The organism is Pantoea sp. 1B4 (genome assembly GCF_016925765.1).
Taxonomy (GTDB): Bacteria; Pseudomonadota; Gammaproteobacteria; order Enterobacterales; family Enterobacteriaceae; genus Pantoea; species Pantoea agglomerans.
In genome coordinates, this window is the sequence record NZ_JAEUWZ010000001.1 from 2,394,582 (window position 1) to 2,410,566 (window position 15,985).

Below are 15,985 nucleotides of genomic sequence, written 5' to 3' on the forward strand. Positions count from 1 at the left end.
CGCGTCAGGCTCAGGCTTCGTGGTAAGGCTCGACGAAAATCCCATCCGGCTGCTGCGTCTCGTTAAAAAAACCAGATGCCCAGCGGATAATCTTCCAGCGCCACCAGGAACATGGTGCCTTCATTAAACGGCTCCATAGCCAGAATGGTGCCAACACGACGCGGGCCGCCATCGGTTTTGACGCTGACGCGGTCATTTACCTTCATTTCGGTTCTCCAGATTATTGACTGAGTACAGTCTAAACGAAGAACCGTGGTGATGCAGCGCGTTAGCGGCGGGCAATGACCCAGACGGCGTGGATGATACCGGGGATATAACCACAGAGTGTCAGCAGGATGTTCAGCCAGAAGGCGCCGCCAAAACCGACCTGCATAAACACGCCCAGTGGTGGCAGCAGAATAGCGATAATAATTCGTAAGATGTCCATAACCATTCCTTTAGGTATTGATAAAAATCAGCTTTATCGTTAACTATAGCTGAATCTGCTCTGTTTAGTCGAAAAGTCAGGTAAATCTGAGTAAGGAGGAACTTTTGCAATTCCTTAACATTTCACCGCAAGACTTCTTACGCGTCAGACCTTTAAACTCTTCTCACTGCACCACCCCATAGGTGCAGCCAACCTGAAAGTAACAAGGATTTTGCCCGCGCAGCGCGGGCTTTTTTTTTGCCTGCGATCTCTCCGCTCCCGCCTTTCTGCCCTGCGTTCTATACTGATTACTCTGTTTGCTCTCAGGAGTCAGAAAATGACAGACGAAAAACAGCACGGCGATGCTCAGCCATCCGATCTGCAGATTGATGTCGAAGGTTTACTGGCGGCAATTCAGGCCAGAACGTCGGGAGAGGTACGGGAGTATATGGAGCAGGATCAGACGCCACGGCTGGAAGTAGAAGGCCGGGTTTTCCACTCCTATAGCGAACTGGCGGAGGCGTTTGAAATTGATATTTGTGATTATCGCGCCTATGAAGCGAACCGCTGAAATCGATTTCAAAAAAAACCCGGCGGGAAGGCCGGGTAAAAAATCAATTCGTTACACCAGGGAATTCTTAACACCTCTGCAGATTACCCTTTCCCGACTCCGAAACAAGCATCAGATATGCACGTTTCTGCAACCGATCGGGTAATTATGGAGCGGCTGTTACCAAAAACACCGCGCCCGCCAGTCACTTAGCCCTGCACACTTCTTGCATACTCACTTTTACTGCGGTTTCGTTTTAAGAATTATCCTGGATTTCCAGCCAGCGTGGCAGGAAAAAAGTGTGAGCCATATTCAACTATAATATTGAAAAATCGCCGCTTTAGCCGCGAATGTGATGAAAGGAGCCTGTAAATGCCCGATCTCCACCAGCCGTTAATGATAATTACCGATCTGGATGGTTCGTTACTCGACCATCATACCTATCGCTGGGATGCGGCCACCGAATGGCTCACCACGCTCAGGCAGTACGCTGTTCCGCTGGTGATCTGTTCCAGTAAAACGGCAGCCGAGATTATTCCGCTGCAAAAAAAGGCTTGGCATCAGCGGTTCACCGTTTATTGCTGAAAACGGAGCCGTGGTGCAAACGCACGATCAGCAGCGTATCCGCCTGCCCGATACCACCCTGACCTATGACGCTATCTGCCAGCGGCTGGCTGCCTTGAAAACAGCGTACCGTTTTACCGGCTTTCATGACTTCTCTGATCCGGAAGTGGCCGCAATGACCGGCCTGAGTGAGGCGGATGCAGAACTGTCGCGTCAGCGCGATGCGTCAGAAGTGATTGTCTGGCGCGACAGTGACGAGGCGTTTGACCAGTTCCATGATGCGTTGCGTGCAGAGGGCCTGGCCCTGACCCAGGGCGGGCGTTTCTGGCATGTGATGCCTGCGGGCAGCGGCAAAGGCGAAGCCCTGCGCTGGCTGCTGGCGCATTCACCCGGTGAGACACGCGTGACCATTGGACTGGGTGACGGACCTAACGATGCGCCGATGCTGGATGCGGTTGATTATGCGGTCGTAATTAAGGGCTACAGTAAAACACCGGTGACACTCAGCCGGTCCGATCAGCAGCAGATCTATCACACCGCTCACCATGGCCCAGAGGGCTGGCGTGAAGGACTGGACTATTTTTTGACTCAACCTCAATGAGCTGCCCACGGGCATTAAAAGGATGATGCGATGAGTGACTTTTATCAGAATGGCGTAATCACCAACTTTCACAACCTCACCCACCGTAGCGTGGAGTCGCTGGAAAAAGAGATGGTACGCTTTGCCCGCAAACGCAAAATGGGGCTGATCCTGCCATCGCTGTTTTCCGAACTTGAAGGCCCGGCGCTGACGAAAATCGTCGATGAGCTGGCTAAAGTCCCCTATCTGGATGAAATTGTGATTGGGCTGGATCGCGCCGACCGCGACCAGTTCCTGTTTGCCCGCGAGTTTTTCTCCCGTCTGCCGCAACGGCATCGCATTCTGTGGAACGATGGCCCGCGCCTGAAGGCGATTGATGCCGAGCTGGATAAAGAGGGTCTGTCACCCACTAATCCCGGCAAAGGACGCAACGTCTGGTTCTGTACCGGCTATACGCTGGCGTCAGACCGTACCAGTTGTGTGGCTCTTCATGACTGCGATATCGTCACCTATGAGCGCGGAATGCTGGCACGCCTGCTCTACCCGGTGGCGAACCCGGCGTTTCAGTATGAGTTCTGTAAGGGGTTCTACGCGCGCGTCGCGGATGGCAAGCTTAACGGCCGTGTGGGACGTCTGCTGGTGGGTCCGCTGCTGCGATCGCTGCAGAAAGTTTATGGCCATTCAGAATACCTGGAATATCTGTCGAGCTTCCGCTATCCGCTCTCCGGGGAGTTCGCCATGCGGACGCATGTGCTGAACGGGATTAAAATCCCCGGCGACTGGGGGCTGGAGATTGGCGTGCTGTCGGAGATTTACCGTAACTACACCACCCGCCAGTCTTGCCAGGTTGAGATCGCCGATAACTACGATCACAAGCATCAGCCGCTGGCTGAAGATGATGGCACCGGCGGCCTGAAGCGCATGAGCAGCGATATCGTCCAGTCACTGCTGCGCAAGCTCGCCACCATGGGTGTACCGCTGACCAGCGACTCGTTCCGGGTGCTGAAGGCGACCTATTACCGTAATGCGCTGGATATGATGGAGACCTATAACCATGAGGCGGCGATGAACGGGCTGAAGTTTGATCAGCATGTGGAAGAAGCAGCGGTAGAGATGTTTACCCAGTCGATTCTGGAAGCGGGTCAGGCGTTTATTGAGCGTCCTAACGATAAGCCGTTTATACCGAGCTGGAGTCGCGTCCAGTCAGCCTTCCCGGATGTGCTGCAGCGGATCTATCAGGCGGTTGAAGAGGATAACGACGGTAACGTCTGAAAACAGAGCGGCACAGGGAGCGTGCCGGGCCAGAAAAAGCAGAAACCGGGCCTGGCGGGTCGCAGAACCCACAGGCCTGATGCTGTCAGCCCGCCAGTTGCTGCGCGGGATTCAGAGCGCAGAGCTCATCGCTGCGAAAGGCTTCGCTGCGCACGGCATAGCCATCATACCAGCGGCACTCCACCATGCCACTCGCGTAGCCGGTCACCACCATCGTCTGCCCCTCTTCCTTATGCTGTACTTCTTCACTGATTGCGAAAACCATGATGCGCTCCTTTTATTAACCTGAGTGTTATTAACCTGAGTGATTATTTTCTTTATAGCAGGCGAATAACGTTCCTGCCTGTTAAGGCAAGCAAAAAAAAGGGCAAATTCGGAATTAATCAGCTGGATATGCGGAAAATAAAAAAAAGCGGATAAAAAAACTTATCCGCTTTGATGAAGTATTGACGCTGACGTCAGATTTTACAGCCTTCGCAATCGGCTTCGTCGCCGAGATCATCCGGCACTTCGCTGGCTTTTTTCTCTGCTTTCGCTTCAGCCTGCTCCAGTTGTGCGTCGATATCAAATTCAAACATGTCGTCGTTCATCGTCATTCTCCTGACCGTAAATCACAGTGCGCTTTATACCGATTTTCCGCGCACTCTGGCAATAAGGTTGACCACTAACAGCACGATCGACCCAATGATAAAGCCGAGCACCAGGTTGGCGCCGTTGCTGAGCAGCATAGCGATCCAGCCGCTGAAGCCACTGCTGACTTCCTCGATCAGATGATGCAGCGGTGCGATACCGTGCACCACAATACCGCCGCCGACCAGGAACATGGCGATGGTGCCGACCACCGAGAGGATCTTCATCAGCCAGGGCGCGGCAGTCAGCAGCACGCTACCCAACCCCTGGGCAAGGCGTGACGGTTTTTCACGCAGCCAGAATCCGAAGTCATCAATTTTGACGATGGCCGCCACGATGCCGTATACGCCCACCGTAACCAGAATAGCGATGCCCGCCAGGATAATTACCTGGTTGAGCAGCGGCGATTCCGACACGATGCCTAAGGTAATCGCGACAATTTCGGCTGACAGAATGAAATCGGTGCGCACCGCGCCTTTGATCTTCTTCTTCTCAAACTCTGCCGCATTCTGATTCGCCAGCGAATCGAGTCGCTGCTGACGCGCTTCCGGTGATTTGCTCTGCTTGTCATGCTGCAAACTGTGCATCACCTTCTCCACGCCTTCGTAGCAGAGATAGGCACCGCCAATCATCAGCAGCGGCGTAATCAGCCAGGGCGCAAACGCGGAGATAATCAGCGCCAGTGGCACCAGGATCAGTTTGTTAAGAAACGATCCTTTGGCAACGCCCCATACTACCGGCAGCTCACGGTTGGCTTTCACGCCGCTGACCTGCTGAGCATTCAGCGACAGATCGTCGCCCAGTACGCCAGCGGTTTTTTTCGCCGCCACTTTCCCCATGACGGAAATATCGTCCAGAAGTGTTGCAATATCATCAAGTAAAGTCAGTAAACTGGTTCCCGCCAAAATCTTATCCTTAGTCTGGTTCGTTATGTTGACAACATGGGCAGCGCTCAATTTCCGTAACGGTCATCTCGGCGATGCCCTCACAATCCCACTCTACCCGCACCGTCTCGCCTGCTGCTCCTTCAGCATGCAGATATTTGCTGACCGGGCTTTCGGTCATGCCGGTGATCTCCTCCGTGGCGACAAGCCTGTCACCGCAGTAAACCCGCGCGGTCGCTTTGGTATTCACCATCCGCTCGTCACGAATCTGGTAAAGGCGTTTTACCGTCAGTTTTATGCTGCTCATTTCAGGCTCCTGGCCACGGAGAAAGCGCAGATCTAACCAATTATGTCTGTGATTAGCAATCGGCGTTGTAATGATGAATGCCCTGATGGTCGACTTCGGCACTCTCCGGCATCGCCAGCAGCCACTCCTCCAGCCGCTCCAGCAGGTCCTGATCCGTCAGGCGCAGTTTGCCACGTAGCGCACACTCCCAGATGATCAGCACTTTCCAGCCGCTCTCCTGCAGCTGGCGCACATAACGCCGATCACGTTCAACGTTGCTGTTGATTTTTCCGGTCCAGAATTCTGTGCGCGTCGCTGGCAGTTTAAACAGATAGCAGTGATGACGATGCCAGAAGCAGCCATGAACAAAAATAATTGCCTGATGTTCTGTCAGAACGAAATCGGGCCGACCCGGCAGGTTTTTATCCTGCACGCGAAAGCTGAATCCCCGATCTTTCAGCAGCAGCGCAATACGTTGCTCAATGGCCGTATCCTGAGCGCGAATGGCACGCATATTTTTGCTGCGTATTTCGCTGGAGTGAACATCAGCCATAACCTCTCCTTTTTTGCTGGTACTTCAACTTTAGCCTGCGCCACGAAAAGCGAAAGCCGCCGCCCGACGACTTCACACAGTGCGCCGCAAAAACAGAACATTCCGGGGGGCTGACACAGGGCACATCCAGGCAATTTCCTCACAGCGTCTGGAGTGATAGCATAGGCACCTTACTGTTAAGGAAAAACGCATGCATCCCGCCGCCCTTGCTGAACCACTCTCTGCTGCACTTTCATCTGCTGATGCGTCTGAACTCTTTCAGCAGGTGCTGGCAATCTATTCGGTTCGTGATCTCACGGCCCGCCTGCAGCAGGCAGGATTTTCCTGCTGGACGCCGGCACTACTGAACCGGATTCGTCAGGGTAAAACCGCCCTGCCACCGTTATGTGAGGCGGAACTGTCGCTGTTACAGGGGCTGCTGCCGTCCCGTCCCGCCCATTATGATAATCCTGAATTTCGTTTTATCGATCTTTTTGCCGGTATTGGCGGCATTCGTAAGGGGTTCGAGGCGATCGGCGGCAAGTGCGTATTCACCAGTGAATGGAATAAAGAGGCGGTCCGCACCTATAAAGCTAACCACTACAGCGATCCGCTTGAGCATCACTTCAATACCGATATCCGCCAGGTCACCCAGCCAGAAGGTCTGACCGACGATGAAGCGATATACCGCGCGATTGATGCGGCGATCCCCGATCATCAGGTGCTGCTGGCCGGTTTTCCCTGTCAGCCCTTTTCGCTGGCGGGCGTCAGCAAGAAAAATGCGCTGGGTCGTGCACATGGCTTTGAGTGTCAGGTACAGGGCACGCTGTTTTTCGATGTGGCCCGTATCCTGGCTGCCAAGAAGCCGCCGTTCTTTGTGCTGGAGAATGTGAAAAACCTCAAGAGTCATGACAAGGGCCGCACCTTCGCCATTATCATGGAGACGCTGGATGAGCTGGGCTATGACGTTGCGGATGCGGGTGCCAGCAGCCCGGATGCCAAAGTGATCGATGCGCGTCACTTCCTGCCGCAGCATCGCGAACGCATTGTGATGGTGGGTATTCGCCGTGATCTGAAAAAGCAGGATTTTACACTGCGCGATATCCGCCGTTTCTACCCGGCGCAGGTACCCAGCCTGCAGAGCCTGCTGGAGAGTTCGCCGGACGACAAATATATCCTGTCACCAGTGCTGTGGCGCTACCTCTATCAGTATGCGAAAAAACATAAAGCCAAAGGCAATGGCTTTGGCTTTGGCCTCAACGATCCGCATAATCCTGACTGCTGCGTGCGTACGCTGTCAGCACGTTACTACAAAGATGGCTCAGAGATTCTGATCGATCGCGGCTGGGACAGTGCGCTGGGCGAAGCGGAGTTTCAGGATGCCGATAACATGGCGCGTCGGCCACGCCGCCTTTCCCCGCGCGAGTGCGCCCGTTTGATGGGCTTTGATGTGCCAGGCCGCGAGCCGTTCCGCATTCCGGTTTCGGACACCCAGGCTTATAAGCAGTTTGGTAACTCGGTGGTAGTGCCTGTGTTTGCAGCGGTGGCTCAGCTGTTACTGCCACATATCCGTCAGCTGAAGTCGTAAGCACCGTGAAATGAAAAAACCCGTCTGGCGACGGGTTTCAGGCTGATGAAGAACTCACATCAGGCGAGTCTCACAGCAACAAATAAGCTTAACTCGCAGGGAACACGATCAGAATAGGAAAGCGTCCCGCGCCAGGGACAAAAACGCCGGGAGCGTTTTTGAACAACGCAAAGCGTTGGCCCAGATATGGGCGCACCTCAGGGATGAGGTGCGTAATCGCGCGGGCCGAGCATGTCATGGATGACGGCTTTTGCGTCTTTCCGATCTGACCGTGTTCCCTTCGCAGGCACAGTCTCACAGCGAAAAGGTCCAGCCTTTCTCCAAAGTAAAAACCCGTCTGGCGACGGGTTTCTGTTTTATTTCTTCTTCTTGCTCTGCTTCTTCAGCAGTAGCCGAATCTGCTTCAGCTCTGTTGCACTTAGTGCATCGGTCTTCACGTCAGCGGCACTGGATCCCTCAGTCCCCTCTTCAGTGATGTCCTGATTATCAATCGCCGGATGTGGATGCGTTTCCAGACTGGCCTGTAAACGTTGCACAATCTCCTGGCTCATCGAAATCTGATTTTCCAGCGCCAGCTGTTTAATCGTTTCTTTCAGCTCAGGATCAATTTTAATTGTTAAATTAACAGTTTCAGTCATCGGGCAGCTCCTTTTTTTTATTGCTACAAGCTACCGGATGACCGTTTCGATTAATACACTGTCACAAAAATTTAATATTCGGTTTGCAAAGGTGTGAAGTCCCGCAGCACACCCTCATCCATTCCCACCAGATTGCCCTGCAGCTCGGCATAAAGCTTAGCCATATAGCGTACCAGGAAATCTGCGTTATGCTCAGCCAGCATGCGGCCGGTTTCAGTGTGCATAGTTTCCGGCAGACGCAGCAGCTTCTTCTGGAAATGATCCAGCGTCCACTTAACATCATTCAGTTCGCGATCTTTACCCAGCGGGTCCTGGCTGTCGAATAATGGCCGATTCAGCGCACCGGCGGTGTAGAAGACCCGCGCCAGCCCGATCGCGCCCAGCGACTCCAGCCGGTCAGCATCCTGTACAATTTTAGCTTCCAGCGTCTGAGGCGGTATGCCGGCGCTGAAACTGTGGGTTTTAACGGCATGCATCACGGCATCAATCTTTTCAGCCGGGAAATCGAGAAAATCCTGCTGCAGAATGCGCTGGGTTTCCGTCGCGGCATAGGTTGAGGCGAGATGGCGTTCCGGATGGTTCTTCGGCAAGTTCACCACATCGTGAAAATAGCAGGCGGTCAGCACCACCAGCGGATCAGCGGGCGTGCCGTTCATGATTCGCTGTGCGCTCATCCAGACACGCCGCAGATGGGCGATATCGTGCGCGCCGTCGTCGTGGATCCAGTTCGCCTGAAACCAGCTTTCATAGCGAGATTGCCAGAGTGTGAGTGACATAATCTATCTCCCTGTAGTGATCGACAGCAGTTTTTCTGTCGCGATCAGTGCGCAAACGGCAAGCCATCATAGCGACTGGCTAATGACACTTTTTTTACAGTGCAGTTGAAAAGAGCAGCGCTGCCAGCAATTCCGGGCAGAAAAATGAGATCTGGATCATCTGTATAGCATCTCTGTTACACAATAACCGCAATTTCGGCTGTTTTCAGTCTTTCCTCAGTGAATTGCTGCTAAGAAAATTAGTTTAACAGGCGTAATGTTTGGTTCGATCTTAACCAACTTCCTGCCTCATGCTCAGCGTTTTTTTGTCACGCGATTAAGTGTAAAACTGCACGTTATGACAGGTGAAAAAGTCTGAAAAGGTTCCTATTTTTACGGTTATAACGTACTGTATCCGGGCTATTCGTCGCTTTTTGCCAGTTGCGTGATAAGCTTTGGTGCGCTTTTTGCATTTTGCTGCTTTTTAACTACTAAAGTGACAATTATACAGTGACAGTCAGCCGACAAATTATTAAGCAAAATGATTTAAAGCTTTTATGATAACTCTCAGATGTGAAGCAAATGGACTTTTACAGCAGTAACCGGGTTCTACTAATAAAAAAGAGGTAATCCATGAAAGAACGGCCGATTCTTTTTTCCGAACAGCGTGTTCGTGCCCTGTTGGTTGGCCAGCAAACGCAAACCCGGCGCATTATGAAAACTCAGGCTTTCGGTCCGGGACAGGATCATCACGAGGGCGTACACGCTTTCGATGTGAGTGCTAATCATCTGCATGGTTATAAAATGATGTCGATGACGGACATCAGCTATCAGTGTCCGTACGGTAAACCGGGTGACGTGCTCTGGGTGCGTGAAACCTGGCGTGGCCCGATGGTACCCGAGCAGTATCTGGCCGATTATGAACGCGACCCGACGCCCTTCCGCCAGCCAGAATATTGCCAGTATCGTGCAGACAGCAACGAGCTGGGCCAGCATGCACTGAGCACGCCGGAAGCGGAACAGTTTGGCTGGCAGACTGCCATTCATATGCCGCGCTGGGCCAGCCGCATCAATCTGGAGATTACCGGCGTGCGAGCCGAGAAAATTCAGGACATCAGTGAAGATGACATTATGGCGGAAGGTGTGCAGACCGATTCGCACTTCCTCAACAACTTCTTCACCATGAACGTCAATTCTGAATCGCCTAAAGAGGCGTACCGCAAAGCCTGGGAAAAACAGTATGGTGCGACCAGCTGGGAAGTGAATCCCTGGGTGTGGGTGATTGAGTTTCATCGTATTGAGCGCAACTGACGCCCCGGCCCCACGCTTTGCGGGCTGAATCACAGACAACGACCGTGCTAACGGGTTGAATAGACGGCCCTTAGCCCTGTCGCCAGATGAACAGTGCCAGCATGGTGTTTCGATGCTGGCATTTTTATGTCTGCCGCGTCAGGATAGCGAAATAGTCCGGTTCTGTGCGGGAGTTGCGATGTTTAAATGGCCCTGGAAAACGCATAACGACGCCACCCTGGCCGCGCTGCCATGGCAGCACGGGCTGGCGCAGCCGATATTCAGCCAGCTGGATGAGGCTGAACAGCAGGCGCTGGTTGAGCTGGCGCAGCGCTTTCTGCAACAGAAAAAACTGGTGCCGCTCGACGGTGTTCAGCTGGATGAACTGCGCAGTGTGCGGATCGCCCTGCTGTTCTGCCTGCCGGTACTGAAACTGGGCCTGGAGTGGCTGGACGGTTTCCACGATGTGCTGATCTATCCCGAGCCGTTCGAGGTCGACGATCAGTGGCAGGATGACGATGGGCTGGTTCACAGTGCGCCTGCGGTTCATGCCGGACAGAGCTGGACGCAGGGGCCGGTCGTACTCAACTGGCTCGATATTCAGGACTCGTTCGATCTCTCCGGCTTTAATCTGGTGATCCACGAAGTTGCGCACAAGCTGGATGCCCGCGGCAGCGGTTACACCAGCGGTATTCCGGTCATGTCGCTGCGTGACGTCGCACTCTGGGAGAAGGATTTGCGTGCCGCGATGGCGGAGATTGAGAGTGAAGTTGAACTGGTGGGTGAGCAGGCCGCCACGATCGATCCCTACGCCGCCAGCGATCCCGCTGAGTGCTTTGCCGTGCTCTCTGAATATTTCTTTACGGCTCCGGTTCTGCTGGCCGAACGTTTTCCCGCCATGTATCAGCATCTGCGCCAGTTTTACCAGCAGGATCCCCTGGCCAGAATCGCCGCTGACACTGCGCAAACTGCTTAAATCACGATCGCTTTGCGTTAAAGCTAGCCAGTTGAATGATAATGTATTTTTTGCTGTTGACACCTTAGAGCGACGCCGTTAATATTCGCCTCGTTCACACGATTCCTCTGTAGTTCAGTCGGTAGAACGGCGGACTGTTAATCCGTATGTCACTGGTTCGAGTCCAGTCAGAGGAGCCAGATTAGAAAAACCCGCTCAGGTTTCCCTGAGCGGGTTTTTTTGCTTTTCAGCGATCCCAGTTTTCTCTTCCTGTCTGACTGTTCATCTCAGCTCGTCTGCGGCTCCTATTACCGAGACCACCGTTAAGTCTGGATCAACGCATGCTGTATGGCGCAACCCTGTCATGGTGTTATGACGAGCTGGCTTTAAATAAAAAACCAGCCGGGCAATATTTGCGAGGCTGGCTCATACTAATGACGAATTATCACTCAGGAATGGTCAGTACCTGACCCGGTGCAATTTTATCCGGACTGCTGAGAAGGTTTTTATTCGCCTCAAAGATTTTCATGTATTGGGATGCATCATTGTAAAACTGCTTGGCGATGGCGCTGAGCGTGTCGCCTGATTTAACCGTATATGTACGATTACTCCCTGCGGCGGTGACAGACTTATCTTCAACATTTTTATCCACAGCATGTAACAACTCATCGCCTATATTTTTAATATTATCCAGAATGCTCATATTTACTCCCCTATCGTTTCTGATACGTTTAGTTTGATAAAGAAAACAGGATTGCCAGGCAAATACTGCTCGGCGTACGATACACCTGCTTTTAATTCATGGGTTAAACCACTGCTAAACGTTGCTGTAATTAATATAAAAACAGAGGATATTAATGATGGGTATATTGTCATGGGTTGTATTCGGATTACTTGCCGGCATTATCGCCAGATGTATTATGCCAGATAAAGAACATATGGGCATTTTCATGACCATTATTCTGGGTATTATCGGTGCGCTGATTGGCGGTGTCGTCAGTACCGCTCTGGGTTTTGGCAAGGTCGATGGCTTCAATATTTACAGCATTGCTATTGCCACCGTGGGTTCAATTATTGTGCTGTTTGTCATTCATAAAATCAGAGCGTGTAAACAGTCTTAACAGATTAAGTTAAAGAGGATAACAGAATGAGTTTACTGGAAACAGTACTGGCCATGTGCGGCCTGAATAATCAGACCAACCAGGAAGTGAAAGGTGTACTGGAGTGGGTTGAGCAGCAAGGCGGTTTACATACTATCGTGAGTCATCTGCAGAGCGGCGAGTACAGTGAGGTGGTTAACTCCTGGCTGGGTGATGAGCAGAACGTTGCGCTGAGCAGCGACCTGGTGCAGAAGATGATTAACTCTGAGGCGATTGAGCAACTGGCTGTGCGGATGGGCATCAACACCAGCGATGCACTGAACCTGCTGGCAAAATATCTGCCGCAGCTGGTGGATAAAGCGTCAACGGCGGGCGTCGTGGATAAAAAAAGCCGATCTTACCGGACTGGTGAGTCAGTTAATGCACTAAGCATGATGCTAGTGAAAGATAAAAGCCTGGTACTTAAGTATTGGGCTTTTATCTTTTTATCTTTTTATCTTTTATCTTTTGGGTTTTGGGTTTTGGGTTTTGGGTTTTGGGTTTTGGGTTTTGGGTTTTGGGGATAGAGATAATGGGAAGGAGTAACTGTCGAGCGATTTCAATAAGCAATAATGATCCATGTAACAGATGCTACAACATCGCACACTGCAAAATTTAGATCAGCATATTTATTCTGTAGATGATGCTACTTTCTCTTTGGACATGAGGCCGTATCCCACAAACGCCGGGGCAACTGGACTTCAGTATTACTTAAGGTACTACCATACAAGCCTTATGCTAGAAAACACAATATTTTTTACTGATGCTTTATCCGAAACACATCCCCAGACATTAAAATGATGAACATTAAATAAAATTTGAAATTAAATTTAGACATTCAATTTAATTTCAAATTTTTTCAAAATACAAATTATAGTTAACCCTATCGAAACATAATAAGTTTACAAACTCAATTTCATTATTTTCTCGCAAGCAAGAATCAATAACCTCCAATGCGATTTTGGCAGCTAACTCTTTAGGAAAATTGTATATTCCTGTACTGATGTTCGGAAAAGATACGGTTTTAATATGATATTCATTAACTAGCTTAAAACAACTATGATAGGCTTTCTTCAACAGCTCAACTTCGCCATTACATCCATCACTCCAGTATGGCCCAACAGCATGTATTACATAATCTGCAGGTAAATTCCCAGCATTTGTAATGACAGCATTACCAACTTTGCAACCACCTTGTCGATTCCTTATTTCCTGGCACTCAGCCAAAATTTTTGGCCCACCAGCCCTATGAATGGCCCCATCTACACCGCCACCACCAAGCAAAGATGAATTAGCCGCATTCACAATAGCGCCCGCAGTAAATGTCGTTATATCCCCTTGAATCAAGCGAACTCTATTCATTTTCTTCCAAAACTTGAATAAGTTTTTGCATGGCTTTTTTTTGCTCTTCTGACTCATCGGGGCTTAGCAGCAAATTAATTAATTGGGTATCCAAAGCACTGCTGTAGACATCAAGACTCATCCAGCCTTGAGACCAAAAATCAACAGTTCCTAGCTTATCCTCTTTCTCAAATTCAACACGATCTAAGTCACCAAAATCACCATTGCTGTAAAAACTGTATTGAAGTTCATACCCGGTTAAACGTGGGGCTATTTGGGTTTTAAAAAAATCGATATTCATGACTGACCCCTTTATTTTTTATCTACAACTTTTAGATTTTTAACTTCTGGCAGCTGGTTACCGCCTTGTTTATTGAGCATAAACTGTTGTGATTTACTAGCGTCTGGACCGATTAGCTTGAACCACCCATCTTTCCCGCCCTGTAACAAACTATTTGTAGGTACATCAAACTCAACGTAGACAGAGCCCGCGGGTGCTGTTGCCTTATAGTCCGAAACACCATTAGTAGAAATAAATGTCTGTCCACCACCACCTTGAATCACTTTGCCGCTATTTTGCATTTGGGCTAACTCATCCGAAGACATCCATCTACCCACACGAGTAACATTGACATCATTGATAAGCGCATTCTGACCAAGTTTGAGTTCGGGAATAGTGTCGGCTATTACACTTTTTGCACCCGTATGTTCAACTGTTGCAACTGTACCTGGTCTTTCAGCTATAACACTCCCCGCACCTAATGCACCATATACCAGGTTACCTAACCCATCGGCTCCGGTCTTCAGCAATGATGCTTCAAGCCAGCTACACTTACCTGCGCATTTATCAATGATATCTGCATACCATTTCGCCGAGTCTTCATAAGTCCGGCCCGCCATATTGTCCTGCTGACGCAGTTCAGTATACGCTTTTTCATAAAGTTCTATTTTAGAACGCGTATCTGCTACACAGGTTGCATTACCAGCATCCCAGCATGATTTCAGCTTCTGAATGTTCTCTGCTGACTCCTGTGCCATATCCTTACGGATGCCCTGCTCACAATCAGCATTTCCGTTACATTCTTTATATTTATCAGTGTATTTCTTAGGACCTCCCTTGCTCAAGAAGTTATTCTCAACCGCATTCTTACCGGCAACCGCGCCCTGAATCCCACCTTCAACAGAACCAGAAGTCACTCCCGCGGACAGTTGCGCAGCCAGCTGGCCGAGCGCGCTGACAACCTGCTTTTGTTCCTGCGTCAGTTCGCTGGCCTGCTTGCCGGGATACATTGAGCTGAGGATAGCTCTGGCCATCAGCTCGCCACCCGCAGCACCGGCTGCACCCGCTGTTGCGTTGTTGCCCGCCAGCTGCGCCAGTACGGCACCCGCAACCGCGTGCGCCATGGTGTTAGCCAGGACGTTAGTCTGCTCCTGTCCGTCGACAACTTTGCTGGTAGCTTGCTTAATTTTATTGGCGATGTAAGGCGCCATTCCACCTGCTGCAGCAGCACCGAGGTTACTTGCGCCAAGGCCACCCAGCACACCAGTTACCGCTGCTGCTGCCATGGAATAGCTGCCACCAGTGCCCCACTTTTCTGCCACGGCCTTATAGCCCGCATCATTTACAATGAGATTGTTTAATTCTGCTTTGGAATAACTGGCATATTGCGGGTTTGCTTTCAGCAACCTTTCTCTGGTTTCATCTTCAGCAGCCTGCATTTTGTAGCTGCTGACATCGCCTGCTACACGCTGACCCAGCTCCTGCATTCCCTGTGCAAACTCAAGCTTGCGTGCGACCTTATCCTTGTCGAATATCTTGTCGATATGGCCGTTGGCGTTGTCGGTATCTCTGCTCAGGTCGGCGACGTTCTGTGTCTGAGCCTGACCGTTACGTACCGTGATGGTACCGTCCGCCACGGCTGAACGGGTGGTGCCAGATGCACTGCCATGGGTATTAGCAGAGGTTGGTATCGCACCGCCTGACATTTTATTATCTTCGTTACCTCCACCCATGCTGATGGATGAGCTACTGGCTTTGTATGAAGCGTGGTTGTCGATGTCAGACCAGCCCAGTGTACCGGTGGATAGCGCATTGTTCGCGGACTGCGCCGTTGAGGCGATCACCGCGCCATTCAGCTGAGTGTGGTTGCCAACATAGATGTCATAACCACCATTCCCTGCAAACAGGCCGCTCTGATCGCCGACGCTGGCATACTCACTGTTCACTTTGCTCTGGCTCAGACTGAGGCCAGCGGAGCCGGTCATGCTGCCGAACGTGAAGCTGAAGCCGCCGCTAGCGGTGATGCATGTTCCGGCATCAGTCTTCTGTGTGCCATCTGGCGGCGTGACGGTCTGATTAACAAATCGCGGATCGATCCCGCACAGATAGTAGCTGTCACTTCCGGGCTACCGCTGACGGAAGCGCTCATTGCAGCCGCTATCTTCACCAGCAGGGAAATCTTTTCGTTATCATTTTCGGCGGCGATACGTGCGTAATCAGGAAGACAGACTGAAGACAGGTTAACGCGGATTTACAGCATGAAAGCCCGCCCACAACTGATATTTCAGAAGGCTA

At 51.2% G+C, this 15,985-nt stretch carries 19 protein-coding genes, 1 tRNA gene and 2 pseudogenes; 9 read left to right on the plus strand and 13 right to left on the minus strand.

What is annotated here, in order from left to right; genetic code table 11:
- Positions 1 to 10: 10 nt before the first annotated feature.
- Together dsrB and JNO11_RS11745 are read right to left on the minus strand one after the other, a co-directional pair.
- Positions 11 to 206 (minus strand): annotated as a pseudogene (gene dsrB, locus JNO11_RS11740) (protein DsrB).
- A 62-nt stretch (positions 207 to 268) separates the two neighbouring features.
- Positions 269 to 427 carry a YqaE/Pmp3 family membrane protein gene (locus JNO11_RS11745; RefSeq protein WP_010247691.1) on the minus strand — a complete coding sequence of 53 codons (159 nt, stop codon included), beginning with the start codon at positions 425 to 427 and terminating at the stop codon, positions 269 to 271.
- 316 nt (positions 428 to 743) lie between these two features.
- On the opposite strand from JNO11_RS11745, the gene JNO11_RS11750 reads away from it, so the two are divergent.
- The 3 genes and pseudogenes from JNO11_RS11750 to JNO11_RS11760 all read left to right on the plus strand — a co-directional run bounded on the left by JNO11_RS11750 (position 744) and on the right by JNO11_RS11760 (position 3,372).
- On the plus strand, positions 744 to 977 hold the full coding sequence (locus JNO11_RS11750) for a DUF2525 domain-containing protein (protein ID WP_010247694.1): 234 nt from the start codon (positions 744 to 746) through the stop codon (positions 975 to 977).
- Between the two features lie 351 nt (positions 978 to 1,328).
- A pseudogene (locus JNO11_RS11755) lies at positions 1,329 to 2,121 on the plus strand (mannosyl-3-phosphoglycerate phosphatase-related protein).
- A 30-nt stretch (positions 2,122 to 2,151) separates the two neighbouring features.
- Positions 2,152 to 3,372, plus strand: coding sequence for a glycosyl transferase (locus JNO11_RS11760; RefSeq protein WP_010247700.1), 1,221 nt, complete (start codon positions 2,152 to 2,154; stop codon positions 3,370 to 3,372).
- 85 nt (positions 3,373 to 3,457) lie between these two features.
- On the opposite strand, the gene JNO11_RS11765 is transcribed toward JNO11_RS11760, so the two are convergent.
- The 5 genes from JNO11_RS11765 to vsr form a co-directional block, all read right to left on the minus strand.
- Positions 3,458 to 3,637, minus strand: a complete 180-nt coding sequence (locus tag JNO11_RS11765) for a hypothetical protein (protein ID WP_010247703.1) — start codon at positions 3,635 to 3,637, stop codon at positions 3,458 to 3,460.
- Positions 3,638 to 3,830: 193 nt separating this feature from the next.
- The gene (locus JNO11_RS11770) at positions 3,831 to 3,962 is read right to left on the minus strand and encodes a hypothetical protein (protein ID WP_003854444.1); all 132 of its coding nucleotides are present in this window, start codon (positions 3,960 to 3,962) and stop codon (positions 3,831 to 3,833) included.
- 33 nt (positions 3,963 to 3,995) lie between these two features.
- Positions 3,996 to 4,907 carry a DUF808 domain-containing protein gene (locus JNO11_RS11775; RefSeq protein ID WP_033758176.1) on the minus strand — a complete coding sequence of 304 codons (912 nt, stop codon included), beginning with the start codon at positions 4,905 to 4,907 and terminating at the stop codon, positions 3,996 to 3,998.
- Positions 4,908 to 4,917: 10 nt separating this feature from the next.
- Positions 4,918 to 5,193 (minus strand): hypothetical protein, encoded by a 276-nt coding sequence (locus JNO11_RS11780; protein ID WP_010247711.1) that lies wholly within the window; start codon positions 5,191 to 5,193, stop codon positions 4,918 to 4,920.
- A gap of 52 nt (positions 5,194 to 5,245) precedes the next feature.
- A complete protein-coding gene (vsr, locus tag JNO11_RS11785) occupies positions 5,246 to 5,725 on the minus strand; it encodes a DNA mismatch endonuclease Vsr (protein ID WP_010247714.1) in 480 nt (159 codons plus the stop codon).
- A gap of 190 nt (positions 5,726 to 5,915) precedes the next feature.
- Between vsr and dcm the strand changes: the two genes are divergently transcribed.
- A complete protein-coding gene (gene dcm / locus JNO11_RS11790; RefSeq protein WP_325177318.1) occupies positions 5,916 to 7,292 on the plus strand; it encodes a DNA (cytosine-5-)-methyltransferase in 1,377 nt (458 codons plus the stop codon).
- Positions 7,293 to 7,648: 356 nt separating this feature from the next.
- Here dcm and JNO11_RS11795 read toward each other — a convergent pair whose 3' ends face one another.
- Both JNO11_RS11795 and JNO11_RS11800 read right to left on the minus strand, forming a co-directional pair.
- Complete coding sequence (locus JNO11_RS11795; RefSeq protein WP_010247717.1) at positions 7,649 to 7,930, minus strand: Arc family DNA-binding protein; 282 nt, start codon at positions 7,928 to 7,930, stop codon at positions 7,649 to 7,651.
- 71 nt (positions 7,931 to 8,001) lie between these two features.
- Complete coding sequence (locus JNO11_RS11800) at positions 8,002 to 8,706, minus strand: phosphohydrolase (protein ID WP_010670862.1); 705 nt, start codon at positions 8,704 to 8,706, stop codon at positions 8,002 to 8,004.
- 612 nt (positions 8,707 to 9,318) lie between these two features.
- Here JNO11_RS11800 and JNO11_RS11805 point away from each other — a divergent pair.
- The 3 genes from JNO11_RS11805 to JNO11_RS11815 all read left to right on the plus strand — a co-directional run bounded on the left by JNO11_RS11805 (position 9,319) and on the right by JNO11_RS11815 (position 11,130).
- Positions 9,319 to 9,996, plus strand: coding sequence for a hypothetical protein (locus tag JNO11_RS11805; protein WP_010247721.1), 678 nt, complete (start codon positions 9,319 to 9,321; stop codon positions 9,994 to 9,996).
- A gap of 178 nt (positions 9,997 to 10,174) precedes the next feature.
- Positions 10,175 to 10,951: a DgsA anti-repressor MtfA gene (mtfA, locus tag JNO11_RS11810; RefSeq protein ID WP_171820333.1), complete on the plus strand. Its 777-nt coding sequence runs from the start codon at positions 10,175 to 10,177 to the stop codon at positions 10,949 to 10,951.
- Between the two features lie 103 nt (positions 10,952 to 11,054).
- Positions 11,055 to 11,130, plus strand: a tRNA-Asn gene (locus JNO11_RS11815).
- A gap of 245 nt (positions 11,131 to 11,375) precedes the next feature.
- On the opposite strand, the gene JNO11_RS11820 is transcribed toward JNO11_RS11815, so the two are convergent.
- Positions 11,376 to 11,633: a LysM peptidoglycan-binding domain-containing protein gene (locus JNO11_RS11820; protein WP_010247725.1), complete on the minus strand. Its 258-nt coding sequence runs from the start codon at positions 11,631 to 11,633 to the stop codon at positions 11,376 to 11,378.
- Positions 11,634 to 11,790: 157 nt separating this feature from the next.
- Between JNO11_RS11820 and JNO11_RS11825 the strand changes: the two genes are divergently transcribed.
- Positions 11,791 to 12,051, plus strand: coding sequence for a GlsB/YeaQ/YmgE family stress response membrane protein (locus JNO11_RS11825; protein WP_325177670.1), 261 nt, complete (start codon positions 11,791 to 11,793; stop codon positions 12,049 to 12,051).
- A 26-nt stretch (positions 12,052 to 12,077) separates the two neighbouring features.
- The gene (locus tag JNO11_RS11830) at positions 12,078 to 12,596 is read left to right on the plus strand and encodes a YidB family protein (RefSeq protein ID WP_325177319.1); all 519 of its coding nucleotides are present in this window, start codon (positions 12,078 to 12,080) and stop codon (positions 12,594 to 12,596) included.
- Between the two features lie 322 nt (positions 12,597 to 12,918).
- Here JNO11_RS11830 and JNO11_RS11835 read toward each other — a convergent pair whose 3' ends face one another.
- From JNO11_RS11835 to JNO11_RS11845, 3 genes are read right to left on the minus strand one after another with little or no spacing between them, the layout of a single operon-like run.
- Positions 12,919 to 13,431: an O-acetyl-ADP-ribose deacetylase gene (locus tag JNO11_RS11835; protein WP_325177320.1), complete on the minus strand. Its 513-nt coding sequence runs from the start codon at positions 13,429 to 13,431 to the stop codon at positions 12,919 to 12,921.
- On the minus strand, positions 13,424 to 13,711 hold the full coding sequence (locus JNO11_RS11840; RefSeq protein ID WP_325177321.1) for a hypothetical protein: 288 nt from the start codon (positions 13,709 to 13,711) through the stop codon (positions 13,424 to 13,426). Before JNO11_RS11840 ends, JNO11_RS11835 begins: the two co-directional genes overlap by 8 nt.
- An 11-nt stretch (positions 13,712 to 13,722) precedes the next feature.
- On the minus strand, positions 13,723 to 15,675 hold the full coding sequence (locus tag JNO11_RS11845; protein ID WP_325177322.1) for a VENN motif pre-toxin domain-containing protein: 1,953 nt from the start codon (positions 15,673 to 15,675) through the stop codon (positions 13,723 to 13,725).
- Positions 15,676 to 15,985: the final 310 nt, after the last annotated feature.

Bases quoted from the DNA above. Each gene is read 5' to 3' on its own strand.
- mtfA (WP_171820333.1), top strand. From the start codon at position 10,175: ATGTTTAAATGGCCCTGGAAAACGCATAACGACGCCACCCTGGCCGCG.
- JNO11_RS11780 (WP_010247711.1), bottom strand. From the start codon at position 5,193: ATGAGCAGCATAAAACTGACGGTAAAACGCCTTTACCAGATTCGTGAC.
- JNO11_RS11820 (WP_010247725.1), bottom strand. From the start codon at position 11,633: ATGAGCATTCTGGATAATATTAAAAATATAGGCGATGAGTTGTTACAT.
- JNO11_RS11765 (WP_010247703.1), bottom strand. From the start codon at position 3,637: ATGGTTTTCGCAATCAGTGAAGAAGTACAGCATAAGGAAGAGGGGCAG.
- dcm (WP_325177318.1), top strand. From the start codon at position 5,916: ATGCATCCCGCCGCCCTTGCTGAACCACTCTCTGCTGCACTTTCATCT.
- JNO11_RS11800 (WP_010670862.1), bottom strand. From the start codon at position 8,706: ATGTCACTCACACTCTGGCAATCTCGCTATGAAAGCTGGTTTCAGGCG.
- JNO11_RS11770 (WP_003854444.1), bottom strand. From the start codon at position 3,962: ATGAACGACGACATGTTTGAATTTGATATCGACGCACAACTGGAGCAG.
- JNO11_RS11745 (WP_010247691.1), bottom strand. From the start codon at position 427: ATGGACATCTTACGAATTATTATCGCTATTCTGCTGCCACCACTGGGC.
- JNO11_RS11795 (WP_010247717.1), bottom strand. From the start codon at position 7,930: ATGACTGAAACTGTTAATTTAACAATTAAAATTGATCCTGAGCTGAAA.
- JNO11_RS11825 (WP_325177670.1), top strand. From the start codon at position 11,791: ATGGGTATATTGTCATGGGTTGTATTCGGATTACTTGCCGGCATTATC.
- JNO11_RS11845 (WP_325177322.1), bottom strand. From the start codon at position 15,675: ATGACCGGCTCCGCTGGCCTCAGTCTGAGCCAGAGCAAAGTGAACAGT.
- JNO11_RS11760 (WP_010247700.1), top strand. From the start codon at position 2,152: ATGAGTGACTTTTATCAGAATGGCGTAATCACCAACTTTCACAACCTC.
- vsr (WP_010247714.1), bottom strand. From the start codon at position 5,725: ATGGCTGATGTTCACTCCAGCGAAATACGCAGCAAAAATATGCGTGCC.
- JNO11_RS11840 (WP_325177321.1), bottom strand. From the start codon at position 13,711: ATGAATATCGATTTTTTTAAAACCCAAATAGCCCCACGTTTAACCGGG.
- JNO11_RS11750 (WP_010247694.1), top strand. From the start codon at position 744: ATGACAGACGAAAAACAGCACGGCGATGCTCAGCCATCCGATCTGCAG.
- JNO11_RS11830 (WP_325177319.1), top strand. From the start codon at position 12,078: ATGAGTTTACTGGAAACAGTACTGGCCATGTGCGGCCTGAATAATCAG.
- JNO11_RS11835 (WP_325177320.1), bottom strand. From the start codon at position 13,431: ATGAATAGAGTTCGCTTGATTCAAGGGGATATAACGACATTTACTGCG.
- JNO11_RS11805 (WP_010247721.1), top strand. From the start codon at position 9,319: ATGAAAGAACGGCCGATTCTTTTTTCCGAACAGCGTGTTCGTGCCCTG.